Annotated in this window: 18 protein-coding genes and 2 tRNA genes; 12 read left to right on the forward strand and 8 right to left on the reverse strand. The window is 62.1% G+C overall.

Annotated features, from left to right (window positions below):
• The first annotated feature begins 183 nt into the window (after positions 1-183).
• From fdxA to NCT04_RS10470, 3 genes are all read left to right on the forward strand, one after another.
• Complete coding sequence (fdxA, locus tag NCT04_RS10460; RefSeq protein WP_062633607.1) at positions 184-507, forward strand: ferredoxin FdxA; 324 nt, start codon at positions 184-186, stop codon at positions 505-507.
• 140 nt (positions 508-647) lie between these two features.
• Positions 648-723, forward strand: a tRNA-Asn gene (locus NCT04_RS10465).
• A gap of 103 nt (positions 724-826) precedes the next feature.
• Positions 827-902 (forward strand) — tRNA-Asn (locus NCT04_RS10470).
• An 80-nt stretch (positions 903-982) separates the two neighbouring features.
• Here NCT04_RS10470 and NCT04_RS10475 read toward each other — a convergent pair.
• From NCT04_RS10475 to NCT04_RS10485, 3 genes are read right to left on the reverse strand one after another with little or no spacing between them, the layout of a single operon-like run.
• Positions 983-1,567 (reverse strand): LutC/YkgG family protein, encoded by a 585-nt coding sequence (locus NCT04_RS10475; protein ID WP_244825844.1) that lies wholly within the window; start codon positions 1,565-1,567, stop codon positions 983-985.
• Complete coding sequence (locus tag NCT04_RS10480) at positions 1,564-2,967, reverse strand: lactate utilization protein B (RefSeq protein ID WP_250465280.1); 1,404 nt, start codon at positions 2,965-2,967, stop codon at positions 1,564-1,566. Before NCT04_RS10480 ends, NCT04_RS10475 begins: the two co-directional genes overlap by 4 nt.
• The gene (locus NCT04_RS10485; RefSeq protein WP_244825846.1) at positions 2,964-3,707 is read right to left on the reverse strand and encodes a (Fe-S)-binding protein; all 744 of its coding nucleotides are present in this window, start codon (positions 3,705-3,707) and stop codon (positions 2,964-2,966) included. The genes NCT04_RS10480 and NCT04_RS10485 overlap by 4 nt, the downstream gene beginning before the upstream one ends.
• Positions 3,708-3,835: 128 nt before the next feature.
• On the opposite strand from NCT04_RS10485, the gene NCT04_RS10490 reads away from it, so the two are divergent.
• The 5 genes from NCT04_RS10490 (at position 3,836) to NCT04_RS10510 (ending at position 7,544) form a co-directional block, all read left to right on the forward strand.
• Entirely contained in the window at positions 3,836-4,582 is a 747-nt protein-coding gene (locus NCT04_RS10490; protein WP_244825847.1) for a FadR/GntR family transcriptional regulator, read from the forward strand.
• A gap of 289 nt (positions 4,583-4,871) precedes the next feature.
• A complete protein-coding gene (locus NCT04_RS10495) occupies positions 4,872-5,351 on the forward strand; it encodes a CreA family protein (protein WP_250465281.1) in 480 nt (159 codons plus the stop codon).
• A gap of 266 nt (positions 5,352-5,617) precedes the next feature.
• Positions 5,618-6,304 carry an AzlC family ABC transporter permease gene (locus NCT04_RS10500; RefSeq protein WP_250465310.1) on the forward strand — a complete coding sequence of 229 codons (687 nt, stop codon included), beginning with the start codon at positions 5,618-5,620 and terminating at the stop codon, positions 6,302-6,304.
• Positions 6,301-6,633: an AzlD domain-containing protein gene (locus tag NCT04_RS10505; protein WP_250465282.1), complete on the forward strand. Its 333-nt coding sequence runs from the start codon at positions 6,301-6,303 to the stop codon at positions 6,631-6,633. The genes NCT04_RS10500 and NCT04_RS10505 overlap by 4 nt, the downstream gene beginning before the upstream one ends.
• A gap of 146 nt (positions 6,634-6,779) precedes the next feature.
• Positions 6,780-7,544 carry a DUF4088 family protein gene (locus NCT04_RS10510; RefSeq protein WP_244825852.1) on the forward strand — a complete coding sequence of 255 codons (765 nt, stop codon included), beginning with the start codon at positions 6,780-6,782 and terminating at the stop codon, positions 7,542-7,544.
• A gap of 24 nt (positions 7,545-7,568) precedes the next feature.
• On the opposite strand, the gene NCT04_RS10515 is transcribed toward NCT04_RS10510, so the two are convergent.
• The 3 genes from NCT04_RS10515 to NCT04_RS10525 all read right to left on the reverse strand — a co-directional run bounded on the left by NCT04_RS10515 (position 7,569) and on the right by NCT04_RS10525 (position 10,552).
• Complete coding sequence (locus tag NCT04_RS10515) at positions 7,569-9,734, reverse strand: ATP-dependent helicase (protein WP_284503145.1); 2,166 nt, start codon at positions 9,732-9,734, stop codon at positions 7,569-7,571.
• Positions 9,735-9,843: 109 nt separating this feature from the next.
• Entirely contained in the window at positions 9,844-10,104 is a 261-nt protein-coding gene (locus NCT04_RS10520; protein ID WP_244825855.1) for a hypothetical protein, read from the reverse strand.
• A gap of 73 nt (positions 10,105-10,177) precedes the next feature.
• On the reverse strand, positions 10,178-10,552 hold the full coding sequence (locus NCT04_RS10525; RefSeq protein WP_244825857.1) for a hypothetical protein: 375 nt from the start codon (positions 10,550-10,552) through the stop codon (positions 10,178-10,180).
• A gap of 345 nt (positions 10,553-10,897) precedes the next feature.
• Here NCT04_RS10525 and NCT04_RS10530 point away from each other — a divergent pair, with 345 nt between their 5' ends.
• From NCT04_RS10530 to fumC, 4 genes are all read left to right on the forward strand, one after another.
• Complete coding sequence (locus NCT04_RS10530) at positions 10,898-11,119, forward strand: RNA-binding S4 domain-containing protein (RefSeq protein WP_244825859.1); 222 nt, start codon at positions 10,898-10,900, stop codon at positions 11,117-11,119.
• A gap of 28 nt (positions 11,120-11,147) precedes the next feature.
• Positions 11,148-12,578, forward strand: coding sequence for an MATE family efflux transporter (locus tag NCT04_RS10535; RefSeq protein ID WP_250465284.1), 1,431 nt, complete (start codon positions 11,148-11,150; stop codon positions 12,576-12,578).
• A 421-nt stretch (positions 12,579-12,999) separates the two neighbouring features.
• Entirely contained in the window at positions 13,000-14,622 is a 1,623-nt protein-coding gene (locus tag NCT04_RS10540) for a phospholipase D family protein (protein ID WP_244825862.1), read from the forward strand.
• Between the two features lie 53 nt (positions 14,623-14,675).
• The gene (fumC, locus tag NCT04_RS10545; protein ID WP_250465285.1) at positions 14,676-16,082 is read left to right on the forward strand and encodes a class II fumarate hydratase; all 1,407 of its coding nucleotides are present in this window, start codon (positions 14,676-14,678) and stop codon (positions 16,080-16,082) included.
• A 59-nt stretch (positions 16,083-16,141) separates the two neighbouring features.
• Here fumC and NCT04_RS10550 read toward each other — a convergent pair whose 3' ends face one another.
• Both NCT04_RS10550 and NCT04_RS10555 read right to left on the reverse strand, forming a co-directional pair.
• Positions 16,142-16,675: an acyl-CoA thioesterase gene (locus tag NCT04_RS10550; protein ID WP_250465286.1), complete on the reverse strand. Its 534-nt coding sequence runs from the start codon at positions 16,673-16,675 to the stop codon at positions 16,142-16,144.
• 76 nt (positions 16,676-16,751) lie between these two features.
• Positions 16,752-16,898 (reverse strand): hypothetical protein, encoded by a 147-nt coding sequence (locus tag NCT04_RS10555; protein ID WP_244825866.1) that lies wholly within the window; start codon positions 16,896-16,898, stop codon positions 16,752-16,754.
• Positions 16,899-16,996: the final 98 nt, after the last annotated feature.

Raw genomic sequence — 16,996 nt, forward strand, 5'->3', positions numbered from 1 at the left:
TAGGAAAGCCGCATACATTAATCACGAATCGATATAAGGCGCATGGCGCGGCGCTCGCGTCGCCTTTTACCGTTACGCTACAATATGCGTTTTGGCGAGCGAGCCGCGCACGGCCCTGTGCCGCTGCCCAAATGGTCATCTAAAAACGCCGCCCTCCCCCGAATTGCGTATGCAGGAGCCTGAATGACTCACGTTGTGACCGAAAGCTGCATCAAGTGCCGCTACACCGATTGTGTGGACGTGTGCCCGGTGGATTGCTTCCGCGAAGGTCCCAACTTTCTCGCGATCGATCCGGACGAATGCATCGACTGCGCCGTGTGCGTGGCCGAATGCCCGGTGAATGCAATCTATGCCGAAGAAGACGTTCCCGGCGACCAGCAACACTTCACCGAACTGAACGCGGAACTCGCGCGCAACTGGCCGAGCATCACGAAGACCAAGGCGCCGCTGCCGGAAGCCGACGAATTCAAGGACGTGAAGGAAAAGCTGGATCTGCTGGAGCGCTAAGCGGCTGTATTTGCCGCCGTGTCATTTGTCGGACGCGCAGGATCAATCAATTTCGATGCAAAAAACCGTTATTGAATGAAGATTGAGCGTTGACAGCGCAGAAAGCGCTCCCTATAATTTCGTTTCTCTGCAGTAGCTGTTCCCCGATAGCTCAGTTGGTAGAGCGCCGGACTGTTAATCCGTAGGTCCCTGGTTCGAGCCCAGGTCGGGGAGCCACTCAGTATCGAGCAGGTTCCAGACAGAATCAAAGGAAAACCCAGCCGAGTTGTGAGCTGGGTTTTTTGTCTCATCAGAGACTCGTTTCAAGCGTAGTAGCTGTTCCCCGATAGCTCAGTCGGTAGAGCGCCGGACTGTTAATCCGTAGGTCCCTGGTTCGAGCCCAGGTCGGGGAGCCACCCAGTTTCGTACAAAAAGCCCAGTCATTCGACTGGGCTTTTTTGTTTGCGCAAATAGCAGTAGCGCTCTTCTAAAGCATCTAAGCAGCAAGCCAGACAACCGTCAGCGATCGCACGCCCTGTGCGCCGCGAATCAGCACGCCCTCGATATCCGCAGTGGCCGAAGGCCCCGTCACCAGCACCGCATAACGGGCCGACTGAAAATCGGGTCGTCGATAAACCTGCTGCAAGCCTTCGACGAGCTGCGAAGGATCGAGCAGCACGACGAGATGCTGCACGATATAGCCGATTGAATTGACGACGTACTCCTTTTCGCTGAACCACACGGAGCCAGTCTCCGCCACGCCGAAGCGCCCTCTCACGACGCCCACATCGACATCCTGAAGCGACGACGGAACGGTATCGACCGTAATCGGCCGCGTGCCTTCGATTCCCGCCACCGCCGACGCCACTGCTGCGCCATCGCCGAAACGTTGCGCGATCATCGCGCCGACTTCGTCCAGGCTCTGCGCTTCCACGCATGTTCCACCCATGGCGATGAGCGCGGTTTCGAAACGCGTGCGCAGATCGCCCTCGGGCGTCGCGAAGACGGGCACATCGGGAAGCGGGCGTGAAGCGGGCTGCGCCGCGCGGATCTTCGACAGAAAAGCTTCGCGAGTCGTCATTTGGCGATCTTCCGGTTTTTCTTGTACCACTCGTGGAAGGTCTCGGCGGGCGCTTCGGGCAAGTCACGCTGCCGGCCCCAGATGTTGAGCGGGTTGTACAGCACGAAGTTCGGCAGCCGCTTGAGCGCGCCGCCAAGCGATGCCACCGTCGCGCGATAAAGCGTCGGACTCGCGAGCAGCCGTCCCGCCATCTTCAGCACTTCCTGTTTCACGAACGGCACTTCGTGACGTTCGGCGATCACCTCGCGCCACTTGTAGATCTGTTCGTGAATATTCACCTTCACCGGGCAGACGTTGGTGCAACTGCCGTTCATCGTCGAGGCAAACGGCAGGCTGCTGTAGCGCTTGAGATCGTGCGTCGGATTGATGATCGCGCCGATCGGCCCCGAGTACGTGCCGCCGTACGATAGCCCGCCGCTTCGCCGATACACCGGACACGTATTCATGCACGCGCCGCAGCGAATGCACTTGAGCGAGAACCAGAAGTCGTCGAGCGCGAGGCGTTCGGAACGGCCGTTATCGACGAGGATGTAATGCATCTCCGTGCCCGGCCGAGGCGCGCGAAAGTGCGACGTGTACTGCGTGATCGGCGAGCCGAGCGCGCTGCGCGAAAGCATGCGCACGAACACGCCGAGATCGGCAATACGCGGAATGATCTTCTCGATGCCGATGGACGCGATATGCAGCGGCGGCACGTTCGCCGAGAGATCCGCGTTGCCTTCGTTCGTGCAGACGACGACCGTGCCCGTTTCCGCCACCGCGAAATTGCAGCCCGTCATGCCGGCCGTCTTCTCGCGCACGAAGTACGGCCGCGTGTCCATGCGCTGGCTTTCGGCGAGATAGTGGATGTCGCTGTTGTCCGGATCGGTGCCGATCGTGCGTCCAAAAAGCTCGGCTACATCCGCGCGCAGCTTGTGTACGGCCGGCACGACCATATGGCTCGGGTCCTGGTGATCCAGCTGCTGAATGCGTTCGCCAAGATCGGTTTCCATCACCGTGATGCCGCGCGGTTCGAGATAGTCGCGCATGTAGCATTCGTCGGTGAGCATGGATTTGCTCTTGACGAGCGTGGTCATGCCGCGTTCGCTCATCAGCTTGTGGACGAGCGCGTTGTGCTCTTCCGCGTTGGCCGCGAAGTGCACCATGACGCCGTTCTTCTCCGCCTGATCCGCGAACTGCGCGAGGTATTCGGAGAGATTGGACAGCGTATGTTCCTTGATGCCCGACGCGAGATTGCGCATCTCCTCCCATTCGGGAATACCGTGCGCCTGCGCGTCGCGCTTGCTGCGCAAGTCCCACAGCCGCTTGTCGTGGAACGCGACGTGATCCGGCTTCTGCAGAAACGCGCCCGCCGCCTTCGCGTGATCGATTCTCACCGACTTGCCCGAGGTCTTGCTCATGCGCGCGCTCCGTTAAGAACCTGCGCGATATGGATGAAACGCGCATCGAGTTTGAGACGCTCGGCGCATCCCTGCTGATGCATGAGACACGACATGTCGCCCGACACGATGTACTGCGCGCCCGCGCCGACGTGATCGCGTACTTTGTCCTGACCCATGCGCACGGACACGGCTTCCTCGGTCACGGAGAACGTGCCGCCGAAGCCGCAGCATTCGTCGGGTCGCGCGGGCGTGACGAATTCGATGCCCTTCACGCCTTCGAGCAGCGCGCGCGGCTTGGAAAACGGCGCCGCCGCCACTTCCGAATTCGACGTTTCGCGCAAGTGCCGCACCGCGCTGCAGCTGTTGTGCAGCCCGACGCGATGCGGGAATTCGGCCCACGGAAATTCGCGCACCTGCAAGACGTCGTGCAGAAATTCGACGAGCTCGTAGGTGTTTTTTCTGACCTTCGATACCGCGCTCGTCTGCTCGATGGCCGTGAAGTGCTCGCGCACGTGATGCACGCAACTCGCCGACGGTCCGACGACGTAGTCGTAATCCGCGAAGTTGCGCGCAAACACGCGCTCGGCGCCTGCGGCCTCCTTGTGAGCGCCGCTATTGGCCATCGGCTGGCCGCAGCAGGTTTGATCCTGCGGGTAATCGACATCGAGTCCGAGGCGTTCGAGCAGTTCCAGCGTGGCGACGCCGATCTGCGGGTAGAAGGCGTCAATGAAACAGGGCACAAACAGGGCGACTTTCATGGGATCCGAAACGGCGACTTGAGGATTGGGGGCCGGATTTTGGTAAGCTTGGTCTGACCAAGACTTTAAAGAGATGGCTCTTTCGTGTCAAACTCCGAAAGTTCCGATTTACCTCCACTGCTCGAACGATGCCTTTTCAGCCCGTCCACTCGCATTCCTACGCCCGCGTGCGCTTGTCGGACGTAGTGTCGGGGCAGATACGCGAGTTGATCTCGAATGGCACGCTCCTGCCTGGCCAGCGCCTCCCAGCCGAGCGCGATCTGGCGGAACAACTCAACGTTTCGCGGCCGTCGCTGCGCGAGGCGCTTATTCGGCTGGAGTCGGACGGCTTCATCCGCGCGGTGGCACGCGGCGGATTCGTCGTGTCGGATGTGACGGCGCCGCTCGTGTCGCATCCACTCGCCGCACTCCTCGAACAGCAACCCAACGCCAGCGCCGATGTCCTCGAATTGCGTCATGGCCTCGAAACGCTGTCCGCTGCCTACGCCGCCGAGCGCGCCTCCGAGGCGGATCTGACGCGCATCGCCGATGCATTCCAGGCGCTCGAAGCCGCGGTGGCCGACAAGAGCACGCGCATTGCCGAAAAAGACGCCGCGTTTCATCTGGCTATCGCCGACGCCACGCACAACGTCGCGCTGGCGCACGTCATGCACGGTCTCAACGAATTGGTGCGCGAGTCCATGCTGACATCGCACCGTCTGGTCGATTACGACGATGAAGTCGAAGCGAACCTGCTCGCTCAGCATCGCGCCATGTTCGATGCCATCGCCGCCCGCGACCCCGCCCGCGCCCGCGAATGCGCCGGAGCGCATCTCGATTACGTGCGCACGCTGTATCGGGATCAGCCGGCGCGCAGGATTCGCGTGATGGAATGACCAATCGTAACGTGCCGGTAAGAGAGCATAGGACTGCGCCTACACGTATTTAGGACACACGCGGCTAACGCCGCGCGCGCTTCCTCGCGATACTGGAATCGTCAAAAACAACACGCGAAGGAGGTCGACATGCCTTACCTACTCGGATGGCTGCTCGGTGTGCCGGTCGTGGTTCTGGTGATCCTGTATTTGATCTTCCATTGAATCGCCGATTGGCCGAATGCTTGCGGGAAAACAGCAAGGGCGTCGATACAATACGACGCCCTTTCTCTTTTTCCGAAGGATCACGATGAACCGCACTCTCCTCACCGCTACCGCTGCGGCGCTCGTTACCTCGTTCGGCGCGGCCACAGCGCAGGCCGAGGAAATCGCGAGCGTCAACACCAATTTCCGTTTCACCGGTTCCGACCGCGTGACCGTCGAAGCCTATGACGATCCGCTCGTCGCGGGCGTCACCTGCTACGTGTCGCGGGCGCGCACGGGCGGCGTGAAAGGTACGCTCGGCATCGCGGAAGATCCGACGGAATCGTCTATCGCCTGCCGTCAGGTCGGGCCGATCAAATTCACTCAGCCGCTCAAGCAGAAGACCGACGTCTTCTCCGACCGCATGTCGTTCATCTTCAAGACGCTGCACGTGGTGCGCGTGGTCGACGCCAAACGCAATACGCTCGTCTACTTGACCTACAGCGACCGCATTGCGACCGGTAGTCCGAAGAACAGCGTGACGGCGGTGCCGGTTCCCGAAGGCACGACCATTCCCGTGAAGTGAAGGAAGTGAAGCGATGCGCGCGCCCCGCCGCGCCCACAATGAAGTTGTAAACTGTACGACTTGCCGGCAGGCTGGTTGAAACCATCACGCGAGCCACGAGCGCCGCACGATCGTACAAGCCCGATGCTTACTGCATGCCTTATCCTCCCGGCGACCGATATGAATGCCCAATCGCTCATATTGGCTTATAACGGAGGCACGATTTGAAAGCAGTATCCAGCCCCGCGCTGCGGGAATTCGCCGCCGGCGCGCGCGACACCATTCCAATGATGGTTGGCGCCGCGCCCTTCGGCGTCATCTTCGGCACGCTCGTCACGGCGAGCCCGCTCACGCTCTGGCACGGCCAGTTGATGTCGCTCGCGGTGTTCGCGGGCTCGGCGCAGTTCATCGCCATCGGCATGATCGCGGGACACGCGAGCTTCATCGTGATCTGGGCCACGACCTTCGTCATCAACTTGCGGCACGTCCTTTATTCGGCGACGCTCGCGCCTTATGTCGCGCATCTGCCCGCGCGCTGGCGCTGGGCGCTGTCGGGTCTGCTCACCGACGAAGTGTTCGCCGTCGCTTACGCGCATTATCAAAAGCGCGCGCCGGGCGAAATCGGCCCGCACTACTTCTTCGGCTCCGGCCTCTCGATGTATCTGAACTGGCAACTGTGGACGCTCGTCGGCTTGCTCTTCGGCGCCGCATTCCCAGGGCTCAAGTCGCTCGGGCTGGACTTCGCGATGGTCGCGACGTTCATCGCCATCATCGTGCCGCAACTGGTGGCCGTGCGCTTCGTCGCGGCGGCGATTGCATCGGGCGTGCTGTCGTTCGCGTGGCAGGACTGGCCATACAAGCTCGGCTTGCTTGCGGCGGTGCTGGTGGGAATCGGAGTCGGCATGGCGATCACGCTGATGGAACGACGCGAGCGTGAATCGAACGGCGATAACCGCAAGGAGCGCGCACGATGACCACATCGAACTATGTGCTGCTGATTCTCGGCATGGCGCTCGTCACGTATCTGATCCGCGCGGCCGTCTTCGTGCTGGGCGAGCGGTTGCCGTTTCCGCCCATCGTGCGCACGGCGCTCGGTTTCGTGCCGGTGACGGTGCTGACCGCGATCATCGTGCCGATGACCGTCTCGCCGCATGGCAACGGAGCGGAAATCACGTGGCGCAACCCGCAACTCGTGGCCGCCGTGGTTGCGGTGGCCGTGTGCGCGTGGACCAGGCGGCCCTTGCTTACCATCGGGGTGTCGCTCGCGGTTTTCTTCGTTTGGCAGTTCGTCGTCTTGCGTTAAAGGCTTCTTCGCGCAACGGCTTTCAGAACACCCTCAAGTTCCCGGCTGTAACGCCGTTATCAGAAACGAATGGACTCCGCCGTCGAAGCGGACGCCAAAGGCATTTCCCGCCATCGGGCCATCCGAGCGCGGAACCGGGAACCAACATGCGTCAAATAACCCTATCGTTTCGCGACGAGACCATCGCTTCATTGCATCGCGACTATGAGGCGTTCATGCGCCTGTCGCTCAAGCTCGACCCGCAGTTCGTCACGCCGACGTTCGAGGACTTTCTGCGCGCCAAGCTGCTCGACAATCCGACGCCGCTGACCGAGCAGGCGGTGCAGCGCATGCTGTCGCAAGGCCAGTACGCGTGGGCCAAACGCGCGCTCGACAAGGAATTTCCGGATGTCGTCGAGATTTTGATCCGACAGGCGGCCGAACACGGTTTCGCGTTCGCGATCCGCTCGGACTGGAACGCCGAGGATCTTGTGAAGGCATCGCGCGAATGGGCGACGGCCATCGTCACCGAGGCGAAGGGCGATGCTTCGCAAGTCGATGTGCTCGCCTCGCAGATCAAGTCGGCCGCGATGGATATCCGCGAAGTCGAGGAGAAGATGCAGACGCCCGCATGGCGCCTCGCCGATTCGCTGCGTCAGCGCACCTATGAGACGAAGATCGCGGTGGAAAACAGCGTTGGCTCGAATGCGCGCGAGAAGCTCGGTGAATTGCGCTGTCTGCTGCGGCTTGGCATTTTTTATGGGTCGATTCAGAAACAGGAAGCGCAGCAGGTACTCGAATACATTCGCTCGCTGCGACCGGAGTTGTTTGTCGATGAACCTTATGATGGGTTCACGCGGTTTGCCGCATGGCTGCGCAGCATCTTTGCGCCGGCGCCGCGCGTGCCGAAGACTTCGCGGGCGCAGCGTTAGGCGTGGACCGGGCGCCGCTTACCGCTAATCCCACATCCCCTTCAAGCGCGCCGCGATATCGATCTTCGCCTTAGCCGCGGCCGCGAGTCCCGCCGCCGTCGGCGCGGCGGCGACCGGAACCGGCGGCCACGCGGTGGCTTCGAAATTCTGCATCAGATGCTGCGGAATGAAGCGCGTGCGTTGCGCCCACACGTGCCGGTCGCCCAGATGCGTCTGGTTGTGCACGTAAAAGCGCTGCGGCGTGACGATATGCAGATCTTCCTTCGCGCGCGTCATCGCCACATAAAGCAGCCGCCGCTCTTCGTCGATTTCCTCGTCGCTACCCGTGCCCAGATCGGATGGAATGCAGCCGTCCACGCCGTTCAGCACGAAAACGTTGCGCCATTCCTGCCCCTTCGCCGAATGGATTGTCGAGAGAATCAAATAATCTTCGTCGATGAGAGGCACGCCGGACTCGTCGCTGGTCGCATCGGGCGGATCGAGCGTAAGTTCGGTGAGAAAGCGCTCGCGCGTGGGATAGGTCGACGCGATGCTCTCCATCTGCAATACGTCGCCAAGACGAATGGCCGCGTCTTCGTGATTGCGTTCGAGATGCGGCTCGTACCATCGGCGGATCATTTCGAACTCCGCCGGCCAGCCGCTCTCGCGGCCGCAGAGTTTCGCCATCAGGCCGACGAAACGCGGCCAGTCTTCGCTGGCGCGGGCGGGCGCATGGAAGGCGGCAATCGCATTCGATGAACGTTCGGCTTGCGCCACGCTGTCCAGCAGCCGCCCGGCGATGGCCGGCCCGACGCCCGGCAGCAATTGCGCCACGCGAAAGCCGGCGACACGATCGCGCGGATTTTCCGCCCAGCGCAATACGGCGAGTACGTCCTTGACGTGCACGGAGTCGAGAAACTTGAGCCCGCCGAATTTCACGAACGGAATGTTCTTGCGCGTGAGTTCGATTTCGAGCGTCGCGCTGTGATGCGCCGCGCGAAACAGCACGGCCTGCGACTTGAGCTTCATGCCGCCCTCGCGCGCCTCCAGCACTTGCTCGACGATGTAGCGCGCCTGATCGGCTTCATCGGCGACACTCACCACGCGCGGTTTTTGCGCCGATGCCTTGTCGGTCCAGAGGTTCTTCGTATAGCGCTCGGTGGCCATGCCAATCACCGCGTTGGACGCTTCGAGAATGGGCTGCGTCGAACGATAGTTGCGATCGAGCGTAACGGTCGCGGCGGGCGGGTCGAAGTGCCGCGGAAAATCGAGGATATTGCGCACCGTCGCGCCGCGAAACGAGTAGATGGACTGCGCATCGTCGCCGACGACGGTGAGGCCGCGGCCGTCCGGTTTCATCGCCAGAAGAATGGTGGCCTGAAGGCGGTTGGTGTCCTGATATTCGTCGACGAGCACGTGATCGAAGCGGCTCGACAGATCGGCGGCGATAGTCGGCTCGGCCGCGAGATGCGACCAGTAAAGCAAGAGGTCGTCGTAATCGAGCACGCTTTGCGTCTGTTTGGCCGCGACGTAGGCGGCGAAGAGACGCTTCAAGTCCGCCTCCCACTCGCGGCACCACGGATACGACTGATCCAGCACGGCGGCAAGCGAGGCGCCCGTGTTGACCACGCGCGAATAAATGCTGAAGCACGTGGACTTGGCGGGAAAGCGCTTCTCTTTCGACGATAACCCGAGCTCGTGGCGCACGAGGTTCATGAGATCGGCGGAGTCTTCGCGGTCGTTGATGGTGAACGACGGCGCGAGCCCGACGAGATCGGCGTAATCGCGCAGCAAACGCGCGCCAACGCTATGGAACGTGCCTGACCACGTGAGACCTTGCGCGATGGCCGCCTTGGTGCCAAGCGCGTTCATGGCGATGCGCGTGACGCGACGCGTCATCTCGACAGCGGCGCGGCGCGAGAAAGTAAGCAAAAGGATGCGATGCGGGTCGGCGCCTTTCACCAGCAGATGCGCGACGCGGTGCGCCAGCGTGTTGGTCTTGCCAGACCCCGCGCCCGCGATGACGAGAAGCGGTCCGCCGCAGCGGTTGGGTTCATCGACGCCGAATTCGACGGCGTGGCGCTGCGCCTCGTTGAGCTTGGCGAGATAGGCGGCGACCTGGGCTTCGGCTGCGTCGGCGGTGGCGGTTTCTTCAGGGAGCGTCAGCACGGGAAGAGGCGCAAAAAAGTGTGACGTGTACTGTATATCCATACAGACTGGAGACGCAAGGGTTTGCGCTCACCGGTTGGTTGGGCAAAAAAAAACGGCCCAGCGGGTTGCACCCGACTGGACCATTCGCACTACCCGAACAACCGTCCTGCTAATCCGCCTTTTTCGCGTTCTTGAGCTTCGCATCCGCAGCCGCTTCGTTCGCTTCCGACTGCGCTTCGGTTTTCTTCTTGTCGGCCTTGGCCTGAGCGACGGCCGCGTCCTTGTTGGCTTCGGCCTGCTTTTTCGATGCCTTCTTGTCCGCGCTGCTCGGCTGCTGATCGCTCGTCGTCTGCGCGAACGAAACCACTGAGACGCTCGCAAGCGTCCCGGCAATCACGGCGGCCAACACTGCATTCTTTGATCGAGTCATGGTGTGTCCTCCCTTTCTCAAGCCTCATGAAGCGCGCGCCACGGCACCGCGGCGCGCGTCCAACGCATCAAAATCAATGCTGCAAGCCCGTGTCCTTCGGCGTGTTGGATTCCGTCGCGTTCAACTCATCCTTGGCGGCGTCCTTATCCGCCTTGCGATTGATCTTCGCGTTACGCACCTGCTCCTTGTACTGCGCCTTCGCCTGCTTGTTCGCGGCCTTCAGGTCGGCCTGCGAAGCCTTCTTCGATGCCTTGTACTCCGCGTTCGCCTCGGCGTTCGCGTTGCGGCGCTGGACCAGCGGATCGGTCGGCGCGGGCGCGACGAGATTTTGCGGCGCGGGCGTCGCCGGTTGTGCCGGCACGGCGTCCGTGGTTTGGGCGAAAGCGCCCGAAGCGGCGGTCAGGGCGGCGAATGCGGTGCCGATCATCAGATTTCGAGTCTTAATCATGAGCGAGGTCCTCTCTTGGTTTAAGCGTCGGCGGCCACGAACTGCGATGACGCACGACTTTTGTCGATTGGAAAGATGACCGAAGCTGTATCGATCAAACTATCGGACTCGGCGATGCGCGTCCAAGTTCGACGAACCGAGTCGTTGTTACCGACCGTTTCATCTGGCTACAATTGCCATCGCGCCTGCTTTCAATACGATGACAGCGCGCGCCGAAGTCCGTCATGCACTAGCACGGCGCGTGCCCAGCTATTCGAGGGCGGCCACTGGTTTATCATTGACGCCTTCGCCCCGAATTCATCTCGAATCCACCTCGAATCAACCCGAGTAACCTCCGCGCCCGCCATGCCACCGCTTCAATTCACCCTTACGGGCGACTACGTCGAACTTCATAACTTGCTCAAGCTGATGGGGCTCGCCGACAGCGGCGGCTCCGCGAAAGCGCGCGTTGCCATGGGCGATGTCCGCGTCGACGGCAAAGTCGAGATGCGCAAGACCTGCAAGATTCGCGCGGGTCAGGTCGTCGCACTCGATGGTCAGAAGATCCAAGTCCGCGCGCCGGAATAAACCGTCGCCACGAATGGCCGCTCAAGACATGCAATCCCATTTCACGCGCGCGGCGGCGCATCCGCCGAGTTTTTCGCGCCATGCCGTCGATACGGCGCGGCTCGCGGCGCCGCTCGCCATCGCGCAACTCTCGCAAATGGCGATGGGCGTCACCGACACCATCCTGCTCGGCTCGTTAGGCCCCGATGCGCTCGCCGCCGGCGGCCTGGGCGCGAACGTGTTCTTCGTGATCGTGACGCTGCTGCAGGGCGTGCTTACGTCCGTCAGCGTATCGGTGGCGCATGCGCGTGGCGCGAACGCCGAACATCAGGTGCCGGGCATCTACTGGACGGGGCTCGTGTTGTCGGTGCTGCTTGCGGTGCCCGCGTTCGTGCTCCTGAGCTACGCCGAGCCGATTCTCCTCGCGTTCCATGAACCCGCGACGCTGGCCCGGAATGTCGGTGAGTATTGCGCCGTGCTGCGCTGGGGCACGCCGGGCAGCCTCATCGGCATTGGATTGATGCGCGCGTTTCTGCCGGCTATCGGCGCGGCGCGCAGGCTTTTATGGGTGTCGATCGGCGGTGTGTTCGTCAACGGTTTCCTCAACTACGGGCTGATTCACGGCGCCTGGGGCCTGCCGCGCGAAGGGTTTCTCGGCTCGGCTGCGGCGACCACGATCACCATTTGGGGCATTGCGCTCGCGCTCGTCGCGCTGTTGCATCTGCGGCCGCGCTATCGTCATTTCGTCGTCGCGGCGCGTCCGCGCATGCCGCTCATGGGCGAACTCTTCGGCATCGGCTGGCCGGTCGCCATCACGTATGGCGTCGAATCCACGCTGTTTCTCGCCACCGGCCTCATGGTCGGCTTGCTTGGCGAAGCGCCGCTCGCCGCGCACCAAATCGCGATCAACGTGGCGTCGGTGGCCTTCATGGTGCCGCTTGCCATCGGACAGGCGGCGAACGTGCGCGTGAGCTATTGGGTCGGCGCAGGCGTGCCGCTCGCGGCGCGTCATGCGGGCTTCGTCGCGCTCGCGCTCGGCGTCGGCTTCATGGTGCTGTCGGGACTCGTGCTGATTACCGTGCCGCGCGCGATCGTCGGGCTGTATCTGCATCTCGGCGATCCGAAAAACGCGCAGACGGTTGCGCTCGCGGCCTCGCTGCTGGGTGTCGCCGCCGTGTTCCAGATCGTCGATGGCATGCAGACGGTCGGTTCCGGCTGCCTGCGCGGCCTCAAGGACACTCGCGTGCCGATGCTCGCCGCCGCGTTCGGTTACTGGGGCGTCGGTTTTCCGACGGGTTATGTGCTCGCGTTTCACTTCGAACTGGGCGCGAAGGGCTTGTGGTGGGGCCTCGCGGCGGGGCTCGCGAGCGTTGCCATGCTGATGACGCTGCGTTTTCATCGAATCAGCCGGCGGATGGTCGAGACGGGAAGCGTGAAGGTTGCGGATGGCGCGACCGCGCCGGTTCACGGCCCGACCTGAGCGCGTGGTTCGAGCAAATAAGCATCACAACCGCTTCCCCACATACAAAGCACGAATCCTTGGTTGGAGAGACCAGCAGGCATTGTTAGGATGAACCCGTCTCCTCCTTGAGACTCCAGTGACAGGGGTTCAAGCCCGCTCCACCCGAGCGGGCTTTTTTTCGTCCGCGCTCCGGCGCCGATACGCGGGTCGCGTACTGCCTTTCCGGGCGAATCGTCCAATTTCCCATAGAATATTTTCGAGACCAGCACGGCGAGAACGGTAATTGCTACGTCGCGAAACCGAGCATCGGCATCGTCATGAATGCCGGGCCGTATCGAGACCACGAAAAAGAGGAATGACAGTGTCGCGAAACCGGGGAATGGATGAAGCTGCCATCAGTGCAAGTGCAAGTGCGAGTGCAAATGCAAGAACGAGCAGCATGAGGAAGATTTCGAGTCGCACCGCGCGCCTCTTCGCAACGCTCGCGCTGACGGCACTTTGCGCCGCTTGCGCGACACGCCCGCCCGCCACGGCGTTCGATCGCCCGGTGAGCCAGGCTTTGCCGGCCAGCGAAAGCACGCCGCTCGGCGACGCGCTCGCGCCGCTCGAACGCAAGCACCCGGACCAGTCCGCCGTGCGTCTCCTGCCAAGCGGCACGGAAGCGCTGCAGGCGCGCATTGCGCTCGCGCGCGCGGCGACGAAAACGCTCGACATGCAGTACTACATCGCCGAGGAAGACAACACCGGCAAGCTGCTGCTCGCCGCCGCGCTCTACGTGGCGGACCACGGCGTGCGCGTGCGCATGCTCGTCGACGACCTGAACTTCAAGGACATCGACCGCATCATGGCGGCGCTGAACACGCATCAAAACATCGAGATTCGCGTGTTCAACCCATACGGCAGCGCGCGCGAGAGCTTCACCGAACGCACGCAGAACTTCTTCTCCAATGTCGATGGCTTCACGCGCCGCATGCATAACAAGGCGATGATCGCGGATAACCAGATCGCCATCGTCGGCGGCCGCAATCTCGGCGACGAATACTTCAGCGCGAGTCCGACGCTGCAGTTCCGCGATCTCGATGTCTTCACCGCCGGACCCATCGCGCAAAAAGTCTCCGCGAGTTTCGACGACTACTGGAACAGCGCGCTGTCGTATCCGCTGCGCGTGTTGAACAAGCAGAAATTCGACGCGTCCGAGCTAGACAAGACGCGCGACGATCTGCGCGCACACTGGCGCGCGCAAGCCGAACCGCTCAATGCCAAGCCGCTGAACGCGACGCCGCTCGCGCAGCAGATCGCGCAGGAAGATCTGGAACTCGTGTGGGCAGAGACCGAATTCTGGGCCGATTCGCCGTCGAAGATCGAGAACCCGAGCGAGGACTACAAGAGTCCGCCGATGACGCGTCTCGCCGACCTGCTGAAGAGCGCGCAAAGCGAATTCCTGATTCTGTCGCCCTACTTCGTGCCGCACGATGCAGGCGTGAAGGCGCTCGCCGATGTCACGCGGCGCCACGTGCGCGTCGCGGTGCTGACCAACTCCCTCGCCGCCACCGATGCCGTCGCGGTCCAGGCGGGCTACGCGCCGTATCGCATTCCTCTGCTGCAAAACGGCGTCGAACTGTACGAATTCAAGCCGATTCAGATTCAGGGCGAAGGCCGTCCGCGCGCCGGGCTGTTCGGCTCGCAATCGCGCGCGAGTCTGCATGCAAAGGCGTATGTCATCGATCGGAGTATCCTCGTGATCGGCTCGATGAATCTCGATCCGCGCTCGGCGCTGCTCAACACCGAACTCGCGCTCGTGATCCATAGCCAGCCTATCGCCGATCAGACCGCGAAGCTGTTCGATCGAGGCATCACGCCCGAGGTGAGCTATCGCGTGGAACTGGCGAGCGCGGCGGTGATGGCGAGTCTGCAGCGCACCGGTTCGCCGCAATCCGGCCTCGTCTGGACGACGAAGGGCAAGGACGGCATGGTCACCTATAACTTCGATCCCGAAGCGGGCTTGTATCGAAACGTGATGACGGGCCTCTTCATGCTGCTGCCAGTCGACAAGCAGTTATGAAGCGGGCGGCTCGCATCGGCACCGAATCTGACTCTCGTAAGGAGCTTCAAGCAATGACACAGAACGCAAAGGGCGATGTACGCATGGAGAAGGACACGTTCGGCGAGATTGCCGTGCCGAACGACAAGCTTTGGGGCGCGCAAACGCAGCGCTCCTTGCAGAACTTCAAGATATCGACTGAAAAGCAGTCGCCCGAGCTGATCACGGCGCTCGCTATCGTCAAGCACGCAGCCGCCGACGTGAACGAAGAGCTGAAGGTGCTCGACGCCAAGAAAGCCAAGGCGATCAAGGAGGCCGCGCAGGAGATCATCGACGGCAAGCATCCGGACGAGTTTCCGCTCGCCGTGTGGCAGACGGGCTCCGGCACGCAGACCAACATGAATCTCAACGAGGTGATCGCGAATCGCGCAAGCGAGCTGCTCGGCGGTGAGCGCGGCGAAGAGCGCCTCGTGCATCCGAACGACGACGTGAATCGCGGACAGTCGTCCAACGACGTATTTCCGACGGCCATGCATGTCGCCGCCGCATTTGCCATCGTCAAGCATCTCGTGCCGGCGCTCAAGACGCTGCGGGACACGCTCGACAAAAAATCGAAGGCCTTCGCGGATATCGTGAAAATTGGCCGCACGCACTTGCAGGACGCAACGCCGCTCACGCTCGGCCAGGAATTCTCAGGCTATGTCGCGCAACTCGATCAGGGCATTCGTCACGTCGAGGCAACCTTGCCGCATCTGTATCAGCTCGCGCAAGGCGGCACGGCCGTCGGCACGGGGCTCAATGCGCATCCGCAGTTCGCGGTGAAGGTCGCGGCGGCCATCGGCAAGTTGACCGGCCTGCCGTTCGAAACCGCGCCCAACAAATTCGAAGTGATGGCCGCCGCCGATGCGCTCGTCGCCGCGCACGGCGGGTTGAAGACGGTCGCCGCCGGGCTCATGAAGATTGCCAACGACATCCGCTGGCTCGCGAGCGGTCCGCGCTGCGGGCTGGGCGAACTTTCGATTCCGGAAAACGAGCCGGGTAGCTCGATCATGCCGGGCAAGGTCAATCCCACGCAGTCCGAAGCCGTGACCATGCTCTGTTGTCAGGTTTTCGGCAACGACGTGGCGGTGAACTTCGGCGGCGCGAGCGGCAACTTCGAACTGAACGTGTTCCGGCCGATGATCGCGCATAACGTGCTGCAGTCCGTGCGTCTGCTCGCGGATGGCGCGCTCAGTTTCAACGACAACTGCGCGGTCGGTATCGAGCCGAACGAGAAGCGTATCGAGAGTCTCCTGAACGAATCGCTGATGCTCGTGACGGCGCTCAATCCGCATATCGGCTACGACAAAGCCGCGCAGATCGCAAAGAAGGCGCACAAGGAAGGCACGACGCTGAAGGAATCGGCGCTGGCGCTCGGACACGTAACCGAGCAGCAGTTCGATGAATGGGTCAAGCCGCAGGACATGGTCGGCAACAAGTAGCTTGTCGATCGATCACGAAGCCCGCGTGCGCATGCGCGGGCTTCACCGGTCAATGCGCTTCAAACCTTCCCCGCCGCGACCTCTTCCGGCTTCAGTTCGACGATAGCGTCGAGCGCATCTTTCACGTCCATCGCGTAGCGTGCAAGACGCTTCTCTTCGTCCGATTCCGGCACGAACGCGGGCACGGGTGTCGGTTGACCTTTTTCATCGACGGCGACGAAGACCATCAGGCAATCGGTGGTCTGTTCGAGCTCGCCGACTTTCGGATCGCCCGCGTGCACGGAGATATGGATATGCATGCTGGTGCGCCCGGTCGCCACCACGCGCGCGCGTAGTTCCACGAGATTGCCGACGAGAATCGGCCTGCGAAAGCGGATATTGCCGACGCTCACCGTCACGGCATACCGCCCGGACCACATCGCCGCGCATGCGTACGCGGTTTCGTCGATCCACTTCATCAACGCGCCGCCGTGCACCTTGCCGCCGAAGTTCACCGAAGTCGGTTCGGCGAGAAAACGAAACGTGGTTTCGGCGCGGCCCGCGCGAAGGGCGCCGGGTTCGGCGGGAGCGAAAGTGGAAATGGGCGTATTCATGGCGTTCCGTTTTATCGAAGTTGCACGCGCTCTTCAAGGCGCATACGCCCGATTATAGGGTCGGCAAAAAGCTCGGCTAATTGTGCACGGTCACGCCTTCGTCGATGGTGCCGTACATCGTGATGCTGCCGCCGCCCGCGCCCGCCGAAGAAGGCCCGCCCGCGCATCCGGCGACAAGCGCGATCAACCCGGCGACGACGGTGACTGTGATGAATCTGATCATGCGAACTCCTTGCTGCCGCGATTACCGATACGAAGGGCCATACTAGCGCCGGCTGCGGATGCATCGACGTTTCACCGGGCAGTGAAACATCGCGTGCG

The sequence above is a fragment of the Caballeronia sp. GAFFF2 genome (genome assembly GCF_023631485.1).
Lineage (GTDB): Bacteria > Pseudomonadota > Gammaproteobacteria > Burkholderiales > Burkholderiaceae > Caballeronia.

Excerpts from the sequence above, each read along its gene's own strand:
- NCT04_RS10505 (WP_250465282.1), top strand. The coding sequence starts at position 6,301 with ATGACCACATCGAACTATGTGCTGCTGATTCTCGGCATGGCGCTCGTC.
- NCT04_RS10520 (WP_244825855.1), bottom strand. The coding sequence starts at position 10,104 with ATGACTCGATCAAAGAATGCAGTGTTGGCCGCCGTGATTGCCGGGACG.
- NCT04_RS10500 (WP_250465310.1), top strand. The coding sequence starts at position 5,618 with ATGATGGTTGGCGCCGCGCCCTTCGGCGTCATCTTCGGCACGCTCGTC.
- NCT04_RS10550 (WP_250465286.1), bottom strand. The coding sequence starts at position 16,675 with ATGAATACGCCCATTTCCACTTTCGCTCCCGCCGAACCCGGCGCCCTT.
- NCT04_RS10535 (WP_250465284.1), top strand. The coding sequence starts at position 11,148 with ATGCAATCCCATTTCACGCGCGCGGCGGCGCATCCGCCGAGTTTTTCG.
- fumC (WP_250465285.1), top strand. The coding sequence starts at position 14,676 with ATGACACAGAACGCAAAGGGCGATGTACGCATGGAGAAGGACACGTTC.
- NCT04_RS10540 (WP_244825862.1), top strand. The coding sequence starts at position 13,000 with ATGAGGAAGATTTCGAGTCGCACCGCGCGCCTCTTCGCAACGCTCGCG.
- NCT04_RS10530 (WP_244825859.1), top strand. The coding sequence starts at position 10,898 with ATGCCACCGCTTCAATTCACCCTTACGGGCGACTACGTCGAACTTCAT.
- NCT04_RS10525 (WP_244825857.1), bottom strand. The coding sequence starts at position 10,552 with ATGATTAAGACTCGAAATCTGATGATCGGCACCGCATTCGCCGCCCTG.
- NCT04_RS10510 (WP_244825852.1), top strand. The coding sequence starts at position 6,780 with ATGCGTCAAATAACCCTATCGTTTCGCGACGAGACCATCGCTTCATTG.
- NCT04_RS10485 (WP_244825846.1), bottom strand. The coding sequence starts at position 3,707 with ATGAAAGTCGCCCTGTTTGTGCCCTGTTTCATTGACGCCTTCTACCCG.
- NCT04_RS10490 (WP_244825847.1), top strand. The coding sequence starts at position 3,836 with ATGCCTTTTCAGCCCGTCCACTCGCATTCCTACGCCCGCGTGCGCTTG.
- NCT04_RS10495 (WP_250465281.1), top strand. The coding sequence starts at position 4,872 with ATGAACCGCACTCTCCTCACCGCTACCGCTGCGGCGCTCGTTACCTCG.
- NCT04_RS10480 (WP_250465280.1), bottom strand. The coding sequence starts at position 2,967 with ATGAGCAAGACCTCGGGCAAGTCGGTGAGAATCGATCACGCGAAGGCG.
- NCT04_RS10475 (WP_244825844.1), bottom strand. The coding sequence starts at position 1,567 with ATGACGACTCGCGAAGCTTTTCTGTCGAAGATCCGCGCGGCGCAGCCC.
- fdxA (WP_062633607.1), top strand. The coding sequence starts at position 184 with ATGACTCACGTTGTGACCGAAAGCTGCATCAAGTGCCGCTACACCGAT.
- NCT04_RS10515 (WP_284503145.1), bottom strand. The coding sequence starts at position 9,734 with ATGGATATACAGTACACGTCACACTTTTTTGCGCCTCTTCCCGTGCTG.
- NCT04_RS10555 (WP_244825866.1), bottom strand. The coding sequence starts at position 16,898 with ATGATCAGATTCATCACAGTCACCGTCGTCGCCGGGTTGATCGCGCTT.